Annotated in this window: 17 protein-coding genes, 3 pseudogenes and 2 riboswitches; of the genes and pseudogenes, 11 read left to right on the top strand and 9 right to left on the bottom strand. The window is 70.3% G+C overall.

Translation table 11 applies throughout. The features are described 5' to 3' along the window. Window positions 1-127: 127 nt before the first annotated feature. The 8 genes and pseudogenes from GQF42_RS02445 to GQF42_RS02485 all read right to left on the bottom strand — a co-directional run bounded on the left by GQF42_RS02445 (window position 128) and on the right by GQF42_RS02485 (window position 6,495). Window positions 128-277 carry a hypothetical protein gene (locus tag GQF42_RS02445; protein WP_158917202.1) on the bottom strand — a complete coding sequence of 50 codons (150 nt, stop codon included), beginning with the start codon at window positions 275-277 and terminating at the stop codon, window positions 128-130. Between the two features lie 30 nt (window positions 278-307). Then, a riboswitch (SAM riboswitch) is annotated at window positions 308-417 on the bottom strand. Window positions 418-455: 38 nt separating this feature from the next. Beyond that, window positions 456-746: pseudogene (locus GQF42_RS02450) on the bottom strand (glutathione S-transferase family protein); the annotation flags it as partial. A gap of 169 nt (window positions 747-915) precedes the next feature. Beyond that, the gene (locus GQF42_RS44725) at window positions 916-1,458 is read right to left on the bottom strand and encodes a 4Fe-4S dicluster domain-containing protein (protein WP_199273019.1); all 543 of its coding nucleotides are present in this window, start codon (window positions 1,456-1,458) and stop codon (window positions 916-918) included. Window positions 1,459-1,728: 270 nt separating this feature from the next. Further along, window positions 1,729-2,879, bottom strand: a pseudogene (locus tag GQF42_RS02465) (LLM class flavin-dependent oxidoreductase); the annotation flags it as partial. Beyond that, window positions 2,876-3,934, bottom strand: coding sequence for an aliphatic sulfonate ABC transporter substrate-binding protein (locus tag GQF42_RS02470; protein WP_158917204.1), 1,059 nt, complete (start codon window positions 3,932-3,934; stop codon window positions 2,876-2,878). The gene GQF42_RS02470 and the pseudogene GQF42_RS02465, both read right to left, overlap by 4 nt. Before the next feature lie 46 nt (window positions 3,935-3,980). After that, the gene (locus tag GQF42_RS02475) at window positions 3,981-4,712 is read right to left on the bottom strand and encodes an ABC transporter ATP-binding protein (protein ID WP_158917206.1); all 732 of its coding nucleotides are present in this window, start codon (window positions 4,710-4,712) and stop codon (window positions 3,981-3,983) included. Further along, entirely contained in the window at window positions 4,709-5,602 is an 894-nt protein-coding gene (locus tag GQF42_RS02480; protein ID WP_158917208.1) for an ABC transporter permease, read from the bottom strand. Before GQF42_RS02480 ends, GQF42_RS02475 begins: the two co-directional genes overlap by 4 nt. Then, window positions 5,599-6,495: a TauD/TfdA dioxygenase family protein gene (locus GQF42_RS02485; protein ID WP_158917210.1), complete on the bottom strand. Its 897-nt coding sequence runs from the start codon at window positions 6,493-6,495 to the stop codon at window positions 5,599-5,601. Before GQF42_RS02485 ends, GQF42_RS02480 begins: the two co-directional genes overlap by 4 nt. A 612-nt stretch (window positions 6,496-7,107) precedes the next feature. Between GQF42_RS02485 and GQF42_RS02490 the strand changes: the two genes are divergently transcribed. After that, complete coding sequence (locus tag GQF42_RS02490) at window positions 7,108-8,148, top strand: MDR family NADP-dependent oxidoreductase (protein ID WP_158917212.1); 1,041 nt, start codon at window positions 7,108-7,110, stop codon at window positions 8,146-8,148. A gap of 22 nt (window positions 8,149-8,170) precedes the next feature. After that, the gene (locus GQF42_RS02495) at window positions 8,171-8,539 is read left to right on the top strand and encodes a MerR family transcriptional regulator (RefSeq protein WP_158917214.1); all 369 of its coding nucleotides are present in this window, start codon (window positions 8,171-8,173) and stop codon (window positions 8,537-8,539) included. 495 nt (window positions 8,540-9,034) lie between these two features. On the opposite strand, the pseudogene GQF42_RS02500 reads toward GQF42_RS02495, so the two are convergent. After that, window positions 9,035-9,217: pseudogene (locus GQF42_RS02500) on the bottom strand (2-oxoglutarate and iron-dependent oxygenase domain-containing protein); the annotation flags it as partial. Between the two features lie 558 nt (window positions 9,218-9,775). On the opposite strand from GQF42_RS02500, the gene GQF42_RS02505 reads away from it, so the two are divergent. The 9 genes from GQF42_RS02505 (at window position 9,776) to GQF42_RS02540 (ending at window position 19,937) form a co-directional block, all read left to right on the top strand. Next, on the top strand, window positions 9,776-10,882 hold the full coding sequence (locus GQF42_RS02505; RefSeq protein WP_158917216.1) for an LLM class flavin-dependent oxidoreductase: 1,107 nt from the start codon (window positions 9,776-9,778) through the stop codon (window positions 10,880-10,882). After that, entirely contained in the window at window positions 10,879-12,279 is a 1,401-nt protein-coding gene (locus GQF42_RS02510) for an NtaA/DmoA family FMN-dependent monooxygenase (RefSeq protein WP_158917217.1), read from the top strand. Before GQF42_RS02505 ends, GQF42_RS02510 begins: the two co-directional genes overlap by 4 nt. A gap of 91 nt (window positions 12,280-12,370) precedes the next feature. Further along, the gene (locus tag GQF42_RS02515) at window positions 12,371-13,294 is read left to right on the top strand and encodes an LLM class F420-dependent oxidoreductase (protein WP_158917219.1); all 924 of its coding nucleotides are present in this window, start codon (window positions 12,371-12,373) and stop codon (window positions 13,292-13,294) included. A 75-nt stretch (window positions 13,295-13,369) separates the two neighbouring features. Next, complete coding sequence (locus GQF42_RS02520; RefSeq protein ID WP_158917221.1) at window positions 13,370-14,194, top strand: DUF1684 domain-containing protein; 825 nt, start codon at window positions 13,370-13,372, stop codon at window positions 14,192-14,194. A gap of 88 nt (window positions 14,195-14,282) precedes the next feature. Next, a riboswitch (SAM riboswitch) is annotated at window positions 14,283-14,396 on the top strand. 34 nt (window positions 14,397-14,430) lie between these two features. Then, complete coding sequence (locus GQF42_RS47180; RefSeq protein ID WP_312846984.1) at window positions 14,431-14,547, top strand: putative leader peptide; 117 nt, start codon at window positions 14,431-14,433, stop codon at window positions 14,545-14,547. Between the two features lie 214 nt (window positions 14,548-14,761). Beyond that, the gene (locus tag GQF42_RS02525; RefSeq protein WP_158917223.1) at window positions 14,762-16,381 is read left to right on the top strand and encodes an ABC transporter substrate-binding protein; all 1,620 of its coding nucleotides are present in this window, start codon (window positions 14,762-14,764) and stop codon (window positions 16,379-16,381) included. A 3-nt stretch (window positions 16,382-16,384) separates the two neighbouring features. Continuing rightward, complete coding sequence (locus GQF42_RS02530; protein ID WP_158917225.1) at window positions 16,385-17,344, top strand: ABC transporter permease; 960 nt, start codon at window positions 16,385-16,387, stop codon at window positions 17,342-17,344. After that, window positions 17,341-18,264, top strand: coding sequence for an ABC transporter permease (locus GQF42_RS02535; protein ID WP_158917227.1), 924 nt, complete (start codon window positions 17,341-17,343; stop codon window positions 18,262-18,264). Before GQF42_RS02530 ends, GQF42_RS02535 begins: the two co-directional genes overlap by 4 nt. Continuing rightward, a complete protein-coding gene (locus GQF42_RS02540) occupies window positions 18,261-19,937 on the top strand; it encodes a dipeptide ABC transporter ATP-binding protein (RefSeq protein ID WP_158917229.1) in 1,677 nt (558 codons plus the stop codon). Before GQF42_RS02535 ends, GQF42_RS02540 begins: the two co-directional genes overlap by 4 nt. Window positions 19,938-19,940: the final 3 nt, after the last annotated feature.

Below are 19,940 nucleotides of genomic sequence, written 5' to 3' on the forward strand. Positions count from 1 at the left end.
GGGAACACCCCGGAAGCACGGCGGCATGCGGCGGCGCACACGACGGCGAGGTACCGGGGGCGGAGGAGGGCAACGGCACACCGCGGGCGCGGTGCTCGTCAGGAAGTGCGGGGGCTGCGGGGAGGGGTCAGCCCCGACAGCGGGCGCGGCCCGGTGCGGTACACAGTGCGCTGTTCACGCGGAGCAGATCGACGGCACGGTCGGCGACGAGCAGGTTCACGTACGGCCGTACGCAGCCCTGCGGGCGGCGCGTCGCCGTCCTGGGAGCTGCGTACATGGCGTCACCGTCACTGTTCCGGCCCTGTGGGCCTCGCGCTTACCGAAACGTCATCCGGTCCGGTCGTCACCTGGGGCACCCCACCGCGGCGCGAGGGTTGCCGGTCAGCAAGCCAGGGCTTGTCGCTGACGCTCATGACCGTTCTGAGCCGTAATTAAGACAACGGCCCGAACATATGTCAACGGCGGTCCACCAGATGGAACGGCCAGGGGGCGGCGTAGGCCGTCCAGTCCAGGATACGGATGGCCGCTCCGGCGTCCTCCAGGTCCTGACAGCAGGCGCGGTGGCGGCGTTCGATGCCGTCGAGGTCGAGGTGGCCGCCGAGGGCCGGGTGAACGGCCAGGCGGCGGCCGTGGACCCACAGCGCGGGATGGTCGGCGACGCGCTGGACGGCGGCGGCCTCCAGGTGGTCGCGGTGGACGGTGTCGAGCTGGACCAGGTCGACCCACAACTCGACATCGACGGCGGAGCGCAGGGCACAGGTTTCCCATTGCAACCGTCGGGAGGCGACGGTCTCCTGCGATGGAACTCGTACCGATGCCCTCGGCCGGGTCGGGGCGCCCGAGGGCATCCCGTGGTGCGCGGTGTATCCGGCGTCGGACGAGTCGGCGTGGGTGACGTGCCGACGAGCAGCGTGCTCACTGCTGAAGGCTCACACAAAAGGGCCCCGCAGGCTCTCGCCCGCGAGGACCCTTCGCGCCGCCGAAACCATAAGATTTACACCTGCGACCTTTGCCATTTTTGCGGAGCTTCTGAGTGGCGTGCGACAAGTCAACCTTCGAGGTCGGTGTCCAGCGTCCTCGGCCGAGTAAGGAGTCCGGGTGTTGAACCTGCGCCGGCTCAGGCCGGTCAGTCCGGATACTCCGGTCCGACCGCGGTGCGGGCACCGAGCGTCCTTCCCCTGCCCCAGCCGAGTTCACGCCGGATCCGCCGAGCAGACCGGATTCCTCGAGCTGTGTCACATCAAGGAAGCGCGAGCCCGGAGCGACCGCGGTCACCAGCGGGGCGACGAGGAGCGCGTCGGTCGGGCAGTACGCCTCGCACTGGAAGCAGGTCTGGCAGCTGTCCTGTCGCGCGATCACCGGAGCGCCGTCGGCGCCGCGGTCGAAGACGCGCGTCGGGCACACCTCGATGCACCGGTCGCAGGCGATGCAGCGGTCCGGCTCGACGATCTCGATCATGCGGCTCGGCCTCCGACCGTGACCAGCGCCCGCGACGCCGGCTCGGGACTGCTCCAGACCTGGTCGAGCCCACCGGTGAGCAGCCGGTAGTGCTGGACCGGGTCCTGCGTCGGCCGGTCGGCCCGCTTGTGCATACCGCGCGATTCGGTGCGCTGCAGTGCCGCGTGGTACATCCAACGTCCGTGGGCCACCATCGCGGCCGCTTCCCTGACCCGGAAGAGCTCCTCGCCACTCGCCCCCAGCCCTTCGCGGGTCGCGGACCACGTCCCATTCGAACCACGCGATGATCGTGTCCGCGACCTGCTCAGGCGTGCCGACGAACTCGAAGTGGCCGCGTCCGCCGCCGAGCCGGGAGATGATCTGCCGGACCGTCAGCTTTTCGCGCACCGCGAGCTCGATGATCAGGTCGGACCGGCTCTGCGAGCCTTCCAGTTTCGGCCTGGCGAGGATGAACTCAGGCAGGGGCTCGTCGAGTTCGAAGACCGACGGCTCGGTCTCGAACACGGCGGCCAGCTGGCGCAGCCCATACTCCGGGACGCGCAGCTCGTCGAACTGCTGCGCAAGCGCCCGAGCCTTCTCCTCGGTCGACCCGATGTACGGGACGATGCCCGGCAGGACGACGACTCCGTCCGGATCGCGCCCGGCGGCCCTGGTCCGTGCCTTGATGTCGGCGTAGAAGGCCGCCGCGCGTTCGTACGTCGTGTGGGCGGTGAAGATCGCCTCGGCGTGGCGGGCCGCGAAGTCCTTTCCGTCTTCGGAGGAGCCGGCCTGGACGAGCAGCGGGTAACCCTGCGGCGGACGCTCGACGTTGAGCGGGCCGGCCACCTTGAAGTACGGGCCCTGATGGCCGAGCCGGTGCAGCCGCTCGGGGACGGCGTAGCGTCCGGTGGACTTGTCCGCGACGACCGCCTCGGACTCCCAGCTGTCCCACAGCGCTTTGGCGACCTTCAGGAACTAGTCGGCGCGGGCGTAGCGTTCGGCGTGACTGGGGCGGTCGTCGAGATCGAAGTCGGCCGCCTCGTCCGCCCCTGCCGAGGTGACGATGTTCCAGCCGGCGCGGCCGCCGCTGACGTGGTTGACGGACGCGAGCCGGCGGGCGAGGTTGTACGGCTCGTTGTACGTCGACGACACGGTCGCGATGAGCCCGATCCTGCTGTCGCCTGAGACAGCGCGGTCAGCGGCGTCAGCGGTTCGAGCCGGCCCGGGGGCCGGAACTCGCCGGTGCCGATGAGGGCCGGGCCGTCGGCGAGGAACAGCGAGTCGAACTTGGCGCTCTCGGCCAGCTGCGCCAGCTCGATCCAGTGCCGCAGGTCGAAGTCCGCCCGGGGGTTGCTGTGCGGGAGCCGCCACGCCGCCTCGTGATGGCCCGCTTCCATCAGGAAGGCGTTGAGGTGAAGCCTCCGCCGTCGTCCCCCGCTCATGAGGTGACCTTCAGCTTGGAGCTGTCGTAACCGTCCGGGAGGAGGTTGTCGGTGATCGACTTGACGTCGACCTTCTCGGTGATCTGGCCCGCCTCCAGGAAGGCGTCGGCGAGCTTCTGCTCCAGCTCGATGTCCGACTGCTCCACCGGGGTCACCCGGTTCGAGTAGGCGGCCAGGGATGCCTTGGCGTCGGCCAGCGGGATGCCCTGCTCCTTCGAGAGCGCCTGCGCGTATGTGTCGGGGTTCTTGACGGCCCAGGCAAACTCCCGCGAGAGCCTCCTCAGGACGTCCGTGAGAGCAGCACGCTTGGTCTTGTCCTTGAGCGAGGTGTCACTTGCGACGTAGTAGCTGCTCGTCTGGTCGATGGGCGGGAGCCCCTTCACCAGGATCCGCGCGCCGTTCCTGACCGCGATCGCGGACTGCGGGTTCCAGATCGACCAGGCGTCCACCTTGCCGGTGCTGAACGCCGTGGCGCCCGCCGCCGGGTCGAGGAAGGTCAGCTTCACGTCCTTGAGGGTGAGGCCGACGCTCTTCAGCGCGTTCAGGGCCAGGCCGTGGGCCGAACTGCCCTGGGGAACAGCGATCTTCTTGCCCTTGAGGTCGGCGGCCGTCTTCAGCTTCGAGCCCTTAGGCACGATGATGTTCTCCACCGCCTGGTCGGGTGTGAGGGAGCGGTTGACGGCGACGATCTTGAATCCGTATTCCTTCGCGGCACCGGTGATCGGCGGTACGTCGCCCACGCTGCCGAGGTCGATGTCGCCCGAGGCGGCGGCCTGCACGAGGGGCGGGCCGTAGGTGAAGCGGGCGAACTTCACCTTGTAGGGCGCGTTGTCGAACACGCCGGTGATCTTTGCCAGCTCCTGGCTGCCGTCACCGCCGTTGTCGCCGATGGTGAAGGTGTACTTGCTCCACTCGGGGTGCTTGGCGTCGCTCGCGTCGGCGGCGTTGCTCAGCGGCGCGGCCGTGTCCGACGAGGACGATCCGCAGGCGACGAGGGTGCTCGCCAGGGCGAGCGAGCCGACGGCGCCGATGAGTCTGCTGGTTCTCTTACGCATGGGATGTGGTGTGCTTTCTGTGCTGAGTGAGGGTTATGGGGGAAGGTCAGTGCTGGCCGGCGAGTCCGAGGTCGTCCAGCAGTCGGGCGCGCAGTTCCTCGCGTGCGACGCTCGCTTCGCGGTCCGCGGCGGAGAGGTGCACCTCGTGCGAGGTGCCGATGCGGCCGTTGCTCATGACGACGATGCGGTCCGCCAGGGCGATCGCCTCGTCGACGTCGTGGGTGACGAGCAGCATGGCCGCGTGGTGCTTGGTCCGCAGGGCCCGTACAAGGTCGTGCATGCGCAGCCGTGTGATGGCGTCGAGGGCCGCGAACGGCTCGTCAAGCAGCACGAGTTCGGGCTCCGAGACCAGTGCCCGCGCGAGCGACACCCGCTGGGCCTCGCCGCCGGAGAGCTCCTTGGGCCACGCTTTCTCACGGCCCGAGAGTCCGACCTCGGCGAGCACGTCGAGGGCCCGCTGTTCCGCGTCGGGTCCGTGCAGACCGAGCGTGACGTTGCGCAGGACCCGCTGCCACGGCAGCAGCCGGTCGGCCTGGAAGACGATCGCACGCCGCGCCGGGACCTCGACCCGCCCGCCGTCGGGCCGGTCGAGGCCGGCGAGTAGACGCAGAAGGGTGCTCTTGCCGCAGCCCGAGGGGCCCAGCAGGATCACCAACTCCTCGTCGGCGATGGTGAGGTCGAGGTGGTCGAGCACCACCCGGTCACCGAACCGACGGACCACCTGCTCGATGAAGACCCCTGTCCACCGACCGGGCTCGGTCGCGATCGTGCTGCTCATGACGCCTCATAACTGGGTCGCCACCGCAGCAGCACCCGCTCGAGAACCCGGACGAACTGGTCGGCGAGCAGACCGAGGAACGAGTAGATCACCAGCCCCACGAAGACCTGGTTGGTCTGCAGATAGGTCTGCCCCTGAGTGATGAGGAAGCCAAGTCCCTTGTCGGCGTTGACGGTTTCGGCGGCGACGAGGCCCAGGACGCTGTACGCGAGAGAGAACCGCAGGCCGACCAGGAACCCCGGCAGGGCTCCCGGCACCAGCACGCGCGTCACCAGGCGCCAGGTGCCCGCGCCCGTCGTCCGCGCCATCTCGATCAGACGCTGGTCGACGCCACGGATCGCGGCGAACAGGTTGAGATACATCGGGACACCGGCTCCGAAGGAGATCAGCAGTACCTTCGTGAGCTCGTCGATGCCGAACCACACGATCATCAGCGGCAGCACCGCGAGGAGCGGGATGGTGTTGAGCACCTGCACGAGGCCGTTGAACAGGTACTCACCGCTGCGCAGCAGCCCACCGAGCACTCCGGTGACGAGGCCGACCGTCAGCCCGATCGCAAGACCGATGCCGGCCCGCTGCAGCGAGATGGCCAGGTCCGGCCCAAGGACGCCTTGCTGCCACAGGTCGGCGGCGGACTTCACGATCGAGGTCGGCGCCGGAGCGTAGGTCTTCGACACCACTCCGGCCCGGGCGAGTACCTCCCAGGCCAGGAGGATCACGACCGGAGTCGTATAGACCCCGAGGGGCCAGCGAAGGCGCTCGCGTAGTGTGCTGAGCGGCGTCCGGCGGTGGGCGTCGCGCGGCAGGAACACCTCGCGTTCCCGCGCGCTCGCCGTCTCGGCGTCGGAGCTTTTGGTGACGCCAGGCGCCTTGAGGCTGAACTCCGTCATGCGGCCACCGCCAGTACGCTGCTGTAGTGCGAGGCATCGCCGACGAGCTGCTCGCTGCGGCGGCCGTCGACACCGGCCGGCACCTCGCCGGCGACCGTCACCCGGTTGAGGCGGCGCGGGTGGTCGTCGTAGTTGTCCACCCCGTAGTGCTGGGTGATCCGGTTGTCGAAGATCAGCAGCTGGTTCGGTGACCAGGTCCAGCGCAGGATGTTCTCCGGACGCGTCACGTACGACTGGAGGAGGCGCAGCAGATCGGCCGACTCGCCGCTCGACAGGCCGACGATCCGCTTGGCGAACCCGCCGATGAACAGCCCGCGTTCGCCCGTCAGCGGATGCACCCGCACGACGGGGTGCTCCGCCTCGTACGGCGTCGACACGAAGATGCGGTCGTACTCCTGCCGTTGTGCCGACGTGGCCGAAGGTCGGGCGTAGTCGTACTGGTTGGTGTGCACGACGCGCAGCGTGTCCGCGAGGGCGCGCAGCGGTTCGGGCAGGTCGCGGTAGGCCGCGGCGGCGTTGGCGATAAGCGTCTCGCCGCCGTACGGCGTGGTCACGATCGACCGGAGCGTGGTGAGCTGAGGCGGGTTGGCCACGAAGGTGACGTCCGTGTGCCACTCGTTGGCCTTGGACGTCTCGCTGTCGACGGCGAGCACGTTCGTCGTGCCGTCGGCGGCCGGCACGTTGGGGTGGGCGGTGGTGAGTTCGCCGAACCACCGGGCCACGCGCTCCTGGCCGGCGTTGTCGAGGTTGACGTCATCGAAGACGATCGCCTTGTGCTCGTTGAGGGAGTCACGGAGCGCCGTGACCGTCGAGAGATCGGGGGTCGCCGTGAGGTCGACGCCCTCAACGACCGCGCCGATGCGGCCGGTGAGCTTACGGATGGACACAGGCATGAGGGAGTCCTTCTCGGGAGGAAGTGGGCGCACAGCCGAGAGCTGGGTGCTCCGTGCGGAGAGCGGAGAGCGGAGAGCGGAGAGCGTGAGTGAACGGCCGACTCGCGAGCCGATCGACGGGAGATCGGGCAGTCGGTGCGATGGCGACGCAGGGCAGACCGAACCTCAGCCTGTGCGGAGCGCGCGGAAGAGGTGAGGCCGGAGGAGCAGTCACTCAGGAGGCGGACACCGCGATCCCTCAGGACGGCGCTGCATTACGGGCGGTTTCGGACCGCCTCCGCACGACGCGCACCGTCGGTGCGCACCGGTTGCCGCCGGGGACCACTTACCGGGTCAGCGACAACAAAACGCGCTGGAGACGTGCGCCAGATCGATGGGGCGCCGCCGAGTGAGTTCCACGCGCGGGTTCATGGCACGGGAGTTCAGCAGAGGTCCACCACGTTGGTCAATAACTTTCCGGACAGGTCTTGCACAGCGGACACGGGACCGGCGTGAACGCTGCGGGCAGCCGTACTTGCCTTTGACGCGCGCGTCAGGGGCTAACGTCTGCGCGCCCGCACCGGCCGTTCGTCCCGCTCGGCCCGCTTCGCTTCTCCCGAACAGGAGCCCCCCATGGCCACTACCCTGCCGTCCGCCACCCGCGAGATCCGGCTTGTCACTGCCCCTGAGGGGCTGCCCGGCCCCGAGCATTTCGCCGTCGTCTCGCAGCCACTGCCCACGCCCGGCCCCGGTCAAGTCCTCGTCCACAACCGGTACTTCCTTGTGTTCCCCGGGCTGCGCACCCTGATCGGAGGCGCACTCGAGGGAGTACCGCTGCCGCCGGTCAACGCCGGTGACGTGCTTTTCGGCCCCGCTGTCGGCGAGGTCGTCGGCGCGGGCCGGGGCAGTCCGCTGCAGCCGGGAGACACCGTCACGCACCTGCTCGGGTGGCGCGAGCACGCGCTGGTGGCCGCAGGCGACTGCACCCCGGTCGGCGATGTGCTGCCGGACCCGGTCGCCCACCTGTCGTCGGGGTCGGCCGCCTACGGTGCGCTCACCCGGCTCGCCGACGTCCGTCCCGGCGACACGGTCCTGGTCACGGGGGCGGCGGGCGCGGTGGGGACCCTGGCCGGTCCGGTCGCCAGGCTGCTGGGCGCCGGGAAGGTCATCGGCAGTACCCGCTCCCCGGCCAAGGCCGAGCGGCTACGCACCGAACTGGGCTACGACTCGGTGGTGGTGTCCGGTGACCAATCCCCCACGCTCGTCCGGCAGTTGGGCACTGCGGCACCCCAAGGCATCGACGTCCTGGTGGACACCGTGGGCGGCGAGCAGCTGACAGCAGCGCTCACAGCGGCGCGCCGCGGCGCCCGCTTCGCGCTCGTCGGCGCGCTGTCCGGCCAACTGTCACCGCACCGGGACGGTGACAGCGCTCCGGCGGAGATCGACACCTTCCGCGTCATCAACCAGGGGATCACGCTGCGCGGTTACAGCGGCATCGACCATCCCGAGGTGGCGGAGGAGTGGGCCAAGCGGTTCGGTGGCTGGTTGCGCTCCGGTGAGATCTCCTTTCCGCATGTACGGATCCCGGGCATCGAACGGGCCCCTCAGGCGTTGCAGGAACTGTTCGAAGGGCGGCACTTCGGCACCGTCGTCGTGGAGCTGCCGGCCCAGTGACACGGACCGAGGCGAGGTCGGGATGCGAATCGGAGACGCGGCGGCAGCGGCCGGGACCACCCCACGGGCCCTGCGGTTCTACGAGGAGCGCGGCCTGCTGCCCCCACCGCAGCGTACGGCCACCGGCCAACGCCGGTACGGGCCGGACGAGGTGGCCCACGTCCGCACCATCCGCGAACTGCTCGGCCTCGGCCTCACCGTCGAGGACCTGCGCGGCATCGCCGACCGGATCCCCCTCCTGGCCGGGGACCCACAACCGCGCTGCACGAACACCGACTCGGCCTCCCCCGGCTCCCACGTGATCGCACACCGGCTCGCGGCCATCGACGCCGAAATCGACCGTCTGACCCGCCTGCGCACCCTCTTGGCGCAGCGGACGGGCCGGACCTGATCCTCCGCACGAGGCAGGCGTAGGCAGCAAGGGCGGCGGCTCACGCTCCGCGTACCTCGCCGCCGCTGCCGTCGAGCGTGAACCTGGCAGTGGAAGGACGAGGAGTCCTTCGCGGACAAGACCGGGCATCCTTCCTACTGGACGTCGCGCGAGGCCGAGGACATCCGAGAGGAGGGGCGTCGGGTGGCCCGGCTGGCGGAAACCGGTGTCTTCCCGTTCGACGGAACCTGGTGCAACTTCACCCCACCACCCTCCTGGCCACTTCCGGCACTGCCTCCCCGGCCCGTCACCCCCCTGTGTGCCCGGCCTCCCCGGGGTGGTGGGGCCGAACACCAGTCGCCGCTCTGCCCGGTTTCCAGGGGATAGCCGGTCGCCGGCCGCTGTTCCGGCGGCACGTCTCTCACATGCACGCCCGTCGGCAGTGCGGCCCGCCACACCGGCGTGAGGCGAGTTGAGGTTCTCGATCTCCAGCCGCTGTTCCTCCGGCAGCGCGAAGAAGTGGCGTGCCGCGCTCAGCACCTCCTCCCGCAGTGCTGCGGGGACGCCGTGCCCGGTGACGTAGAAGAAGCCCACCTCATGTGCGGCGGAGCGGAGTTCGGCGAGGAAGGCGTCGCGGTCGGCGTCCGGGGCGTGGAAGCGAGAGATGTCGATGACAGGCAGCGCTGTGGACTGCGCCATGGGGGTTTCCTTCACGGCAGGGCGGACGCGTGCACCTCACAACTGCGCCCGGAGAGCGGCCGTCTGAGGGCAAGAGGAAACTGCAGGCAGAGAGAAGAAGAGCTTGATCGCGAGCCGTCGAACGGCGATCAGCAACAGACCTGGTCGAACTGATCGGCGCGGCGGCTCACCCAGAACGGGTCGAGCAGCACCGTGTGCGCCGGGCCAGTGGTCTTCATGGCCGGATCAAAGCACAACGGGAAAGATGCGTCCACCACGCGTCCCAGCGGATGAGATGCCCCTCCGCCATGGTGGACCTTGACACTCACAGGGGCGGGCGACGTACGTTGAACGGGAAAGTTCCTGACAGGTGGAGGCTTTGATGCACGTACTGGGCGCGGCACCGCGCGGTGCGTGCACCGGTGCGCGGCTCGTCACCCGGCGGCATGTCGACTACTGCCGTACCTCCTCCGCCGTCTGTCCTTCCGTACACGCCTGACCCCTGCCGGCCGTCCCGCCGGCTGTCTCGTCGTGGCCCTGTGGCCGCGAGTTTCTCGTGTTTCCCGGAAGGAACTCCCATTGTCCGGCCCTGCCCTGCACCTCGCCGTCGAGATCGACGGCGACGGCGCCCACCCCGCGGCCTGGCGCCGCGCCGCCCACTCCCCCGATCATCTGCTCACACCGCGCCGCGTGGCCCAGGTCGCCGCCATCGCCGAGAACGCCGGGTTCACGCTGATCACCCTGGACGACGGCGTGCTGCCGCCCGGCGCCTCACCGGATGCGGTGGGCCGTATCGGCGCGGTGGAGCGGGCAGCCTTCATCGCGGCGTCCACGAGCACCATCGGGATCGCGCCCGTCGTCCCGGTCACGTATGCCGAACCCTTCCATGTCTCCGGCCAGCTGGCGTCCCTGGACCACATCTCCGCCGGTCGCGCCGGGTGGGTGGTGACGGAGGAGGAGCGTCCCGAGGCGGCGCGTGCCTGGGGGCGGCAGCTGATCGCCGACGCCGCCGCACGGGCCCGGGAGTCCCGTGACGGCGTGGAGGTGGCCCGCGCCCTGTGGGACTCGTGGGAGGACGACGCGGTCATCCGGTCCGTGGCCACCAGCCGCTACCTCGACCGCGAGCGGCTGCACTACATCGACTTCACGGGCGAGGCGTATGCCGTCAAGGGCCCGGCGATCGTGCCGCGCCCGCCCCAGGGGCAGCTTGTCGTCCTGGGCAGGCCGGACCGGGTTCCCGCCGCACATCTCGACGTCGCTCTCGTCGAAGGGCGCGAACTCGCGGAAGTCGCCACGGCCGCTGCTGCCGCCGGTACGCCCCGCGTCTTCGCCGAGGTCGACGTGGCGCTGGACACCCCGCAGGCCACGGCCGCCGAGCGCGTCGCCGACCTGGAACGGCACGCGTCGTGGAGGGGCCGGAGGTGGCTGCGTCACGTCGGCTCGGCGGACCAATTGGTCTCACTGCTGGCTGAGTTGAGCCGTCACGTCGACGGCGTACGGCTGCACCCGCTGGTGCTGGACGAGGACCTGCCCGTCCTCTCCCGCCTCGTCCTGCCGGCCCTGTCCGAGCGACGCCTCGTCGCCCGCCCGCTGCCCGGCACGTCCCTGCGCTCGACCCTGGGTCTGGAGCGCCCCGCCAATCGCTTCGCAGCCGCGGCCGTGGCCGCCCAGGAGGATGCCCGATGACCCGCACCGACCCCCTCGACGTCCCCCGGCCACACGCCCAGCTGCACTTCGGAGTGTTCTTCCAGGGCGTCAACCACTGGACCATCTGGTCCGCCCCCGACAGCGGCTCCCAGATCGACCCCGCCTCCTTCCGCCGGGTCGCCCAGACCGCCGAACGGGGCCTGTTCGACGCGTTCTTCCTCGGCGAGGGGCTGCGGCTGCGCGAGGTCGACGGCAGAATCCATGACCTCGACGTGGCCGGACGGCCGGACGCCATCACCCAGCTCGCGGCGCTGGCCGCGGTCACCCGCCGGATCGGCCTGGTCTCCACCTCCAACTCCACCTTCAACGAACCCGCCGATCTGGCCCGCCGCCTCTCCGGACTCGACCTGCTCTCCGAGGGCCGCGCCGGCTGGAACGTGGTGACCACCGACAACGCCTGGACCGGCGCGAACTTCCGCCGCGGCGGCTACCTCGACCACGCCGACCGCTATCGGCGCGCCGAGGAGTTCCTCACCGTGGCCCGCGCGTTGTGGGACGGCTGGGGGGACGGAGCAATCGCCGACTCCGCGGGTGCACGGGAATGGTCGGTGCCCGGTGCCGTACGCCGAGTACGGCACCGCGGACCGCAGTTCGACGTCGACCTCGCCCCGACCCTGCCGCGCAGCGCCCAGGGCCACCCGGTGATCTTCCAGGCCGGTGACTCCGGCGAGGGACGCGACTTCGCCGCCCGCAACGCCGACGTCATCTTCTCCGCGCACGGCAATGACTTCGACGACGCACTCGCCTTCGCCGAGGACATCCGCACCCGCCTGCGCGGCGTCGGCCGACCCGACGACGACCTGCGGATCCTGCCCGGCACCGAGATCATCATCGGCGCCACCGAGGAGGAGGCCCAGGAGAAGAAGCGCTGGATCCGGCTCCAGCAGGTCACACCCGCCACGGCGCTGGGGATCGCCGGACTGCTGTGGGGCATCGACCTGTCCGACCGCGACGCCGACGGCCCGCTGCCCAAGGAAGATCCGGTCGTCACCGAGAACGACGGCTCCTTCGGCGCCCGACGCATCACCGACCCGCGCACGGTGATGGCCGAATGGCGGGCGAAGGCGGAGGCGCACGGCTGGTCGCTGCGCGAGACCGTCATCGCGCTCGGCCCGCAGCGCGGGCACGTCGGCACCCCGTCCGGCCTGGCCGACAAGTTCGCCCACTTCGTGCGGCACGGCGCGATCGACGGCTTCAACATCACGCCCTACCTCATCCCCGACGGCCTCGACGACATCGTCGACCTGCTCGTCCCGGAACTGCAGGAACGCGGGATCTACCGCACCGAGTACACCGGCACCACCCTGCGCGAGCACCTCGGCCTGCGCGCACCCCTCATCCACAGGTCCGCACCGGACCGACGACAGGCGGGCTGAGCCCCCGAGCCGGCCCTTGTACACATGACTGACAAGAAGCTGTCACACGCCGACCGGAATGCGGGTTCGGCCGACGCCCGTTCTGACTGACATGACTGTTGGAGTAGCGCTCAACGCGTCCGACGCGCCGAACCAGGTCGACGCCACCGTCCAACTGGCCAAGGAAGCCGCGGAGTTCGGTGTCACGTCGGCCTGGTTCGGGCAGACCTTCGGCGCGGACTCACCCCAGCTCGCGGGGATCGTCGGGCGCGAGGTGCCCGGACTGCAGGTCGGCACCTCCGCTATCCCCGTCTTCGGCCGGCACCCGCTGCTCGTCTCCAGCCAGGCCCAGACCGCCCAGGCCGCGACCCACGGCCGCTACCACCTCGGTCTGGCTCTGGGCACGAAACTGCTGACGGAGACGGGCTTCGGCCTGCCTTTCGAACGGCCCATCGCCCGGCTGCGCGAATTCCTCACCGCCCTGCGGCAGTTGACCAAGACCGGTACGGCCGACTTTCACGGCGAGCTGCTCACCGCCACCACACCGATCCCGGCGCGGGTACCAGGTGCCGAGAACGGCGTCCCCCTACTCGTCGCCGCGATGGGGCCGCAGGCTCTGCGGGCCAGCGGCGAGCTTGCCGACGGCATCCTGCCCTATCTGGCAGGACCGCGCGCCCTGGCCGACCACATCGTGCCCGCCCTGAACGCCGCGGCCGAGGCCGCAGGCCGCCCCGCGCCCAGGATCGTGGCCCTGGTGCCCGGCGTGGTCACGGACGATGTCGATGCGGTGCGGGCCAAGGCCGCCGAGAACCTCGCCTTCTACGAACAGATCCCGTCCTACGCGCGAGTCATCGAACTCTCCGGCGGCCGGCGGGCCGCCGACCTGGCCGTGATCGGCGACGAGAAGACGGTCGAGGCCGAGGTACGCCGTTACCGCGACGCCGGCGCCACCGAGGTCGTGTTCTCGGGCACCGAGATCGCGGGAGAAGGCGATCGCCGACGCACCTGGCGACTCCTCGGCGAACTGGCCGGCTGAGTACACCCGTCCGCTCGACAACCCCCTGTATCCCCTGCCCGAAGGCCCCCCCCCCCGGCACAAAGGAGATTCCCCATGACCACCGAGGCCGCCACCACGGACCTCCACGCCTTCACCGAGACCTGGCTGGAGTGGTACCGAGCCCAGGAGGCCCGGCTCGCCGCCCCGCACGGGTTCCTGGCGATCACCGGCCTGCACTGGCTCGACGACCGACCCCAGCGCTTCCCGGACGCGCCCGGCGCGTGGCGCACCGGCCCCGAAGGCGTCGTCGTAGACCTCGACGACGCCGAGGAATTGGTCGTCGACGGGGCGCCGGTGCGCGGCGAGCACCGCTTCGGCGTGCTTCCCGAGCGCGGCGGCGTCGACGCCCTCTGGGGAGACGCCGTCATCGAGGTCGCCAGGCGCGGCGGCCAGGACATCGTGCGCCCCCGGCACCCGGACGCGCCGCTGCGCACGGCTTTCACCGGAACGCCCGCCTACGCCCCCGACCCGCGCTGGGCCGTGACGGGCCGCTACATCCCCTTCGACACTCCGCGGCCGACCACCGTGGGCGCCGCGGTCGAGGGCCTTGAGCATGTCTACGACGCCCCGGGCAGAGTCGAGTTCGAACTCGACGGGCGCCCGCTGTCGCTGACCGCGTTCCCCGGCCACGGTGCGGGACGGCTGATGGTGCTGTTCACCGACGAGACCTCCGGGGTCACCACCTACGCCGCCAACCGGGCCCTGGCCCTCGATCCGCCCGCCGCCGACGGTACGGTCGCCCTGGACTTCAACCGTGCCACCAACCTGCCGTGCGCCTACACGGACCTGGCCACCTGCCCGCTGCCCCCAGTCGAGAACCGGCTGCCGGTGGCGATCGAAGCCGGTCAGAAGATCCCCCGCGAGCGCGGCGGCTCCTGAGCTGGACGCACTCTCGCCCCGACTCCCCATACAAGGCGTCCTTTTGCGCCATTGACGTACGACAAGACCGCTCCGTACGATCACGAACGGCATTGAGTGTCAGCGTCAAGCCCTGGCTCGCTGACCGGCAACCCTCCCACGCGGTGGGGTGCTCCAGGTGAAAGCCCGGCGGGATCACCGATGATGTCCGCAAGCGCGTGGCCCCGTGACCGGGGCCGGATATGTGGAGGACCGATATGCGGCACGGTGGTGACCTCAGCGCCCGCTTCACCGGCGCCACCGTGTTCTCCCGGCTCTCGCGCCGGCGTCACATCGACCTCAAGCGCTCGACCAGCTGTCTCTGTCAGGCCTGACGGGCCTTCCCGCCGCTGGTCGCAGTACGGCATCTGTCGTCGCACCCGCCTGCGCCTGATCTCCGTCTGTCTTTGATCCCCCCTTTTCGCTCTGCTCCCCGTCTGCACAGCGCTCCCTCGGCACCGGCGTCGCGCCGGCCGGGGCCGCACGCCCACGCACGGCCGTGCCCTGCACCACACCCGTGCCTGGTGACACGAGTAGGAGAAGCCCTCCGTGACTGCACTTTCCGATGTCAGAACCTCCCGGTGGGCGGCACTGACCGCCCTTGTGACCACCAGTGTTCTGCTGACCGCCTGCGGCTCCGGCGGCGGCGGTTCCGGCAGCGGCGCCGGGCAGCCCAAGTCCGGCGGCACCCTGACCTTCGCGGTGGGTTCGGACGCCGGCTGCGTGGATCCGCAGCAGGTCGCCAGCAACGAGACCATCTACTCGGTGCGCCAGATCGTGGACTCCCTGACGGACCAGGACCCGAAGACCGGCAAGATCGTGCCGTGGCTGGCGAAGAGCTGGAAGGTCAGTTCCGACGCCACGACGTTCACGTTCCATCTGAGGTCGGGTGTCACCTTCAGCGACGGCTCGAAGCTGACCGCGCAGGTCGTCAAGGACAACTTCGACGCGGTGCCTAAGCTCGGCGCCCTGGGGACGCTCGCCGAGGGCTACCTGAGCGGCGTCAAGAGCACCACGGCGGTCGACCCGCTCACCGTCAAGGTGACCTTCAGCCAGCCCAACGCCCAGTTTCTGCAGGCGACTTCGACCCACTCGCTGGGGATCGAGTCGTCGGCGAGCGTGAAGGAGACCCCGCAGCAGAAGTGCAGCGACGGGGTGATCGGATCCGGGCCCTTCGTGCTGAAGCAGTACGTGCAGAACCAGTCGATCACCCTGACCAAGCGCACGGGATACACGTGGGGTTCCTCGCGGTGGAGCAAGAAGGGCGAGGCGTACCTGGACAAGCTGGTGTTCAAGGTTGTCCAGGAGGCGGGCGTACGGGCCGGAAGTCTCCAGTCCGGCCAGGTCGACGCGATCAGCAGCGTCGGCAAGGCCAACGAGGCGGCGCTCAAGGGCGGTCAGGTCACCCTGCAGCGACGGGCCAACCCCGGCGTCGTGTTCGGCCTCGGCCTCAACAACTCACGGCCGGCCCTGAAGGACGCGCGAGTGCGCCAGGCGATCCTGTACGCCGTCGACCGGCAGCAGATCGCGGACACCGTGTTCCCGACCGGCACCCAGCCGGCGACCAGCGTCCTCGCCCACACCACACCCGACCACACCAGCCTCGCCTCCGACCTGGCGTCCGACGCGGCCAAAGCCAAGTCCCTGCTGGACGCGGCCGGCTGGAAGACCGGCAGCGACGGCATCCGCACCAAGGACGGCAAGAAGCTGAGCCTGACCGTCAAGTGGTTCCCCAACGCCTCCACCAACCAGCCCGCGCTGGAGCTGATCCAGCAGCAGCTCAAGGCCGTCGGTGTCGACGTGGCCCTCAAGCAGCTCCAGGTCACGCAGTTCGCCCCAACCCTCCAGTCGGGTGACTTCGACGCGGCGTGGGGGAACGTGACCCGCGCCGACCCGGACATCCTGCGCAGCTCCTTCTCCACCAAGCTGGCCAACTTCTACCACCTGCCTGCGAGTTCCCTCGACACGGCGCTCTCCGAACAGGCCGCGACCGTCGACCCGGCCAAGCGCAGGCAACTGGTCACCCAGGCACAGCAGTCGCTCGTGCAGAACGCCTACTACGTGCCGGTGGTGGAACTCCAGACCCAGCTCGGGGTGTCGAAGAAGGTGCACGACCTGAACTTCGACGCCTCCAGCCGGATCCAGCTGCACGACACCTGGATCGGGTAGCGCATGCGCCGCTATGTGATCAAACGGCTCGGCCAGGCGGCCGGGGTGCTGTGGGCGGCCTACACGGTCTCGTTCCTGGTGCTGGACTACCTGCCGGGCGATCCGGTCACGGCAATGGCCAGTGCCGGAATGGACTCGGGGCAGGTCGACCCGCAGCAGATCGCCGCCCTGCGGCACGAGTACGGCTTCGACAAGCCGGTGCTGGTGCAATACGCCGAGTACCTCGGCCGGGCGGTGCGCGGGGACTTCGGCGACTCGGTGTCCACCGGCCGCCCAGTCACCTCGACACTGGCCGACGCGCTGCCGCAGACCCTCCAGCTGACCGGGGCGGCCCTGCTGCTCGCGGTGGCCCTCGGCGGCGGTCTGGCGGTGCTGGCCACCTATACCTCTCGGCGCTGGCTGCGGCAGCTGCTGCTGTCGCTGCCGCCGCTGGGGGTGTCTGTCCCGACGTTCTGGGTGGGGCTGCTGCTCGTCGAGACGTTCTCCTTCCGGCTGCACTGGTTCCCCGCGTTCGGCAACGACGGATTCAAGGGGCTGGTATTGCCTGCGCTGACTCTGGCGGTGCCGACCGGTGCGCAGATCGCGCAGGTGCTCGCAAAGAGCCTGCTCACCGCACTGGACCAAGCGTATGTGGAGACTGCCCGGGCCAAGGGTGCCGACCGGTGGCGGGTCCATCTGCGGCACGCCCTGCGCAACGCCTCTCTCCCAGCGCTGACGGTCGTCGGCCTGCTGGTGGGGCAACTGATCGCCGGTTCGGTCGTCGTCGAGACGGTGTTCTCCCGCGACGGCCTCGGCCGCGTCACCGCCGCGGCAGTCACCGCCCAGGACATCCCGCTGGTCCAGGGGGTGGTGGTGTTCGGGGCACTGATCTTCGTGACGACGAACCTGGTCATCGACCTGGTCTATCCACTCCTCGACCCCCGGATCGTGGTGACCTCGGACAGAAAGGCGGCCCTCGCATGAGCCAGAGCCTTGTCGACGACCCCGCCGAAGCGGCACTGGGACCGGCCCGCCCCGTCGCGGCGGGGCCGGAACCTGATCCCGGGCGCCGCGTGGACGTAGGGCGGCTGCTGCGGTTCGTGGTGCGCCGCCCGGGGCTGCTGCTGTCGGTGGTCGTCCTCGTGCTGGTGGTGCTGGCCTCGTTCTGGCCCGATCTGTTCACCTCGCAGGACCCGCTGAAGGGCGTGCCGTCGCAGAACTTCCGCGGCCCGAGCGGCAGTCACTGGTTCGGCACCGACGAGTTGGGCCGCGATGTGTTCTCCCGGGTCGTCCACGGAGCCCAACTGTCCCTGAAGGCAACGCTGATCGCGGTACTGGTGGCGTTCGTGGTCGGCGGGCTGCTGGGGGTGGTCGCCGGGTTCGTGGGCCGCTGGGTGGACGACGTGCTGATGCGCTTCGTCGACGTGCTGCTGGCCATCCCGGCGTTGTTCACGTCCCTGGCCCTGGTCACCGCGCTGGGCTACGGCACGGTGAAGGTGGCGGTCGCGGTCGGCATCGCCAGTGTGGCCGCGTTCGCGCGGGTGGCGCGCTCGGAGGTGCTGCGGGTTCGGCAGGCCGTCTTCGTCGAGGCCTCACGCGCCGGCGGGGCACGCTGGTACTCGGTGCTGGGCCGGCATGTGCTGCCCAATGCGGCGGGCCCGGTGATCGTGCTGGCCACCCTCGACTTCGGCTCCGCCATCCTGGCCGTGTCGGCGCTGAGCTTCCTCGGCTACGGGGCGCCCCCGCCGGCCCCGGAGTGGGGGACGTTGATCTCCGACGGTCGCAACTACCTCGCCAACGCCTGGTGGCTGACCGCTCTGCCCGGGCTGGCGATCGCCGCGACCGTACTGGCCACCAACCGCATCGCCCGGGCACTGGACGGCGAATGGTCCCGGCAGCGATGACCGACGAACGTGAGAACGGTGAGGACGTGAGCACACCACTGCTTCAGATACGCGGCCTGTCGGTGTCGTACCGCACCCGGGGCGGCACCGTCGAGGCTGTCCGGGGCCTGGACCTCGACGTGTGGCCGGGACAGGTGACGGCGGTGGTCGGCGAGTCCGGCTCCGGCAAGAGCACGACCGCGCACGCGATCACCCGGCTCCTGTCGGCGAACGGCAGCATCGACGCGGGCACCGTCCGCTTCGGCCGGCACGACCTGACCACCATGTCGGAGGCGGAACTGCGCACCGTACGCGGAGCACGTATCGGACTGGTCCCCCAGGACCCGACCGTCTCCCTCAACCCGGTCAAGCGCATCGGCGACCAGGTCGCCGAGGCGCTGCGCATCCACGGTCTGGCGACCCGCCGCTCGGCTCCCGCCGAGGCGGTCGCCGTGCTGGACCGGGCCGGGCTGCCCGACGCGGACGTCCGGGCCCGGCAGTATCCGCACGAACTCTCCGGCGGAATGCGGCAACGCGCCCTGATCGCCATTGCCATCGCCGCCCGACCCGAGCTGATCATCGCCGATGAGCCCACCAGCGCGCTCGACGTCACCGTCCAACAGGTCATCCTCGACCATCTCCAGCGCCTCACCGAGGAGTCGGGCACCGCGGTCCTGCTCGTCACCCACGATCTCGGGGTCGCCGCCGACCGGGCCCAGCGGCTGGTCGTGATGTCCCAGGGCAAGGTCGTCGAGGCAGGTCCCACCCATGACATCCTCGCCGACCCGCAGGACGACTACACCCGGCACCTGCTGGCCAGCGCCCCGAGCCTGACCACCGCCCGGCCCCGCACCCCGGTCTCCAGCCCCGAAGCGCATACGGCGCCCCTGGTCGAAGTGCGCAACCTGGTCAAGGAGTTCAGGCTGCCCCGCACCGGGGACGGTCCTCGCACCCTGCGCGCCGTCGACGACGTCAGCTTCACCCTCCACCGAGGCCAGACCCTCGCCCTGGTCGGAGAGTCGGGGTCGGGCAAGTCGACCACCGCCCGCCTGGTGCTCCGGCTCGCCGACGCGACCGCCGGACAGATCCTCTTCGACGGCACCGACGTCACCACCGCCAAGGGCGACCAGGCCAGAGCCCTGCGCCGCCGCGCCCAGCTCGTCTATCAGAACCCCTACGCCTCGCTCGACCCGCGCTTCTCCATCGCCGAGGTGATCACCGAACCGCTGCGCGCCTTCAAGGTCGGCGACCGCGCCTCCCGGCTCACCCGGGCTCGTGATCTGCTCGACCGGGTGGCCCTTCCGGCCGCGACGCTGGAGCGCCGCCCGGCGGAACTGTCCGGAGGACAGCGGCAGCGAGTTGCCATCGCCCGTGCCCTCGCCCTCTCCCCCGACCTGGTGGTCTGCGACGAGCCGGTCTCCGCCCTCGACGTATCAGTGCAGGCCCAAGTCCTGCACCTGCTGGCCGAGTTGCGGGCCGACACGGGCGTGGCGTACCTGTTCATCTCGCACGACCTGGCCGTCGTACGGCAGATCGCACACCAGGTCGCCGTCATGCGGGCCGGCCGCGTCGTCGAGACAGGCCCGCCGGAGGAACTGTTCACCAGCCCCCGCCACGAGTACACCCGACAACTGCTCGCGGCCATCCCCGGCGGCCGCGTCCCCACCCCCGGCGCCGAGACCACCACGAGCTGAGGA

This window comes from Streptomyces broussonetiae (assembly GCF_009796285.1).
Classification (GTDB): Bacteria; Actinomycetota; Actinomycetes; order Streptomycetales; family Streptomycetaceae; genus Streptomyces; species Streptomyces broussonetiae.

Excerpts from the sequence above, each read along its gene's own strand:
- GQF42_RS02530 (WP_158917225.1), top strand. The coding sequence starts at position 16,385 with ATGCGCCGCTATGTGATCAAACGGCTCGGCCAGGCGGCCGGGGTGCTG.
- GQF42_RS02520 (WP_158917221.1), top strand. The coding sequence starts at position 13,370 with ATGACCACCGAGGCCGCCACCACGGACCTCCACGCCTTCACCGAGACC.
- GQF42_RS44725 (WP_199273019.1), bottom strand. The coding sequence starts at position 1,458 with ATGATCGAGATCGTCGAGCCGGACCGCTGCATCGCCTGCGACCGGTGC.
- GQF42_RS02475 (WP_158917206.1), bottom strand. The coding sequence starts at position 4,712 with ATGAGCAGCACGATCGCGACCGAGCCCGGTCGGTGGACAGGGGTCTTC.
- GQF42_RS02485 (WP_158917210.1), bottom strand. The coding sequence starts at position 6,495 with ATGCCTGTGTCCATCCGTAAGCTCACCGGCCGCATCGGCGCGGTCGTT.
- GQF42_RS02540 (WP_158917229.1), top strand. The coding sequence starts at position 18,261 with ATGACCGACGAACGTGAGAACGGTGAGGACGTGAGCACACCACTGCTT.
- GQF42_RS02470 (WP_158917204.1), bottom strand. The coding sequence starts at position 3,934 with ATGCGTAAGAGAACCAGCAGACTCATCGGCGCCGTCGGCTCGCTCGCC.
- GQF42_RS02510 (WP_158917217.1), top strand. The coding sequence starts at position 10,879 with ATGACCCGCACCGACCCCCTCGACGTCCCCCGGCCACACGCCCAGCTG.
- GQF42_RS02445 (WP_158917202.1), bottom strand. The coding sequence starts at position 277 with ATGTACGCAGCTCCCAGGACGGCGACGCGCCGCCCGCAGGGCTGCGTA.
- GQF42_RS47180 (WP_312846984.1), top strand. The coding sequence starts at position 14,431 with ATGCGGCACGGTGGTGACCTCAGCGCCCGCTTCACCGGCGCCACCGTG.
- GQF42_RS02535 (WP_158917227.1), top strand. The coding sequence starts at position 17,341 with ATGAGCCAGAGCCTTGTCGACGACCCCGCCGAAGCGGCACTGGGACCG.
- GQF42_RS02480 (WP_158917208.1), bottom strand. The coding sequence starts at position 5,602 with ATGACGGAGTTCAGCCTCAAGGCGCCTGGCGTCACCAAAAGCTCCGAC.
- GQF42_RS02490 (WP_158917212.1), top strand. The coding sequence starts at position 7,108 with ATGGCCACTACCCTGCCGTCCGCCACCCGCGAGATCCGGCTTGTCACT.
- GQF42_RS02495 (WP_158917214.1), top strand. The coding sequence starts at position 8,171 with ATGCGAATCGGAGACGCGGCGGCAGCGGCCGGGACCACCCCACGGGCC.
- GQF42_RS02515 (WP_158917219.1), top strand. The coding sequence starts at position 12,371 with ATGACTGTTGGAGTAGCGCTCAACGCGTCCGACGCGCCGAACCAGGTC.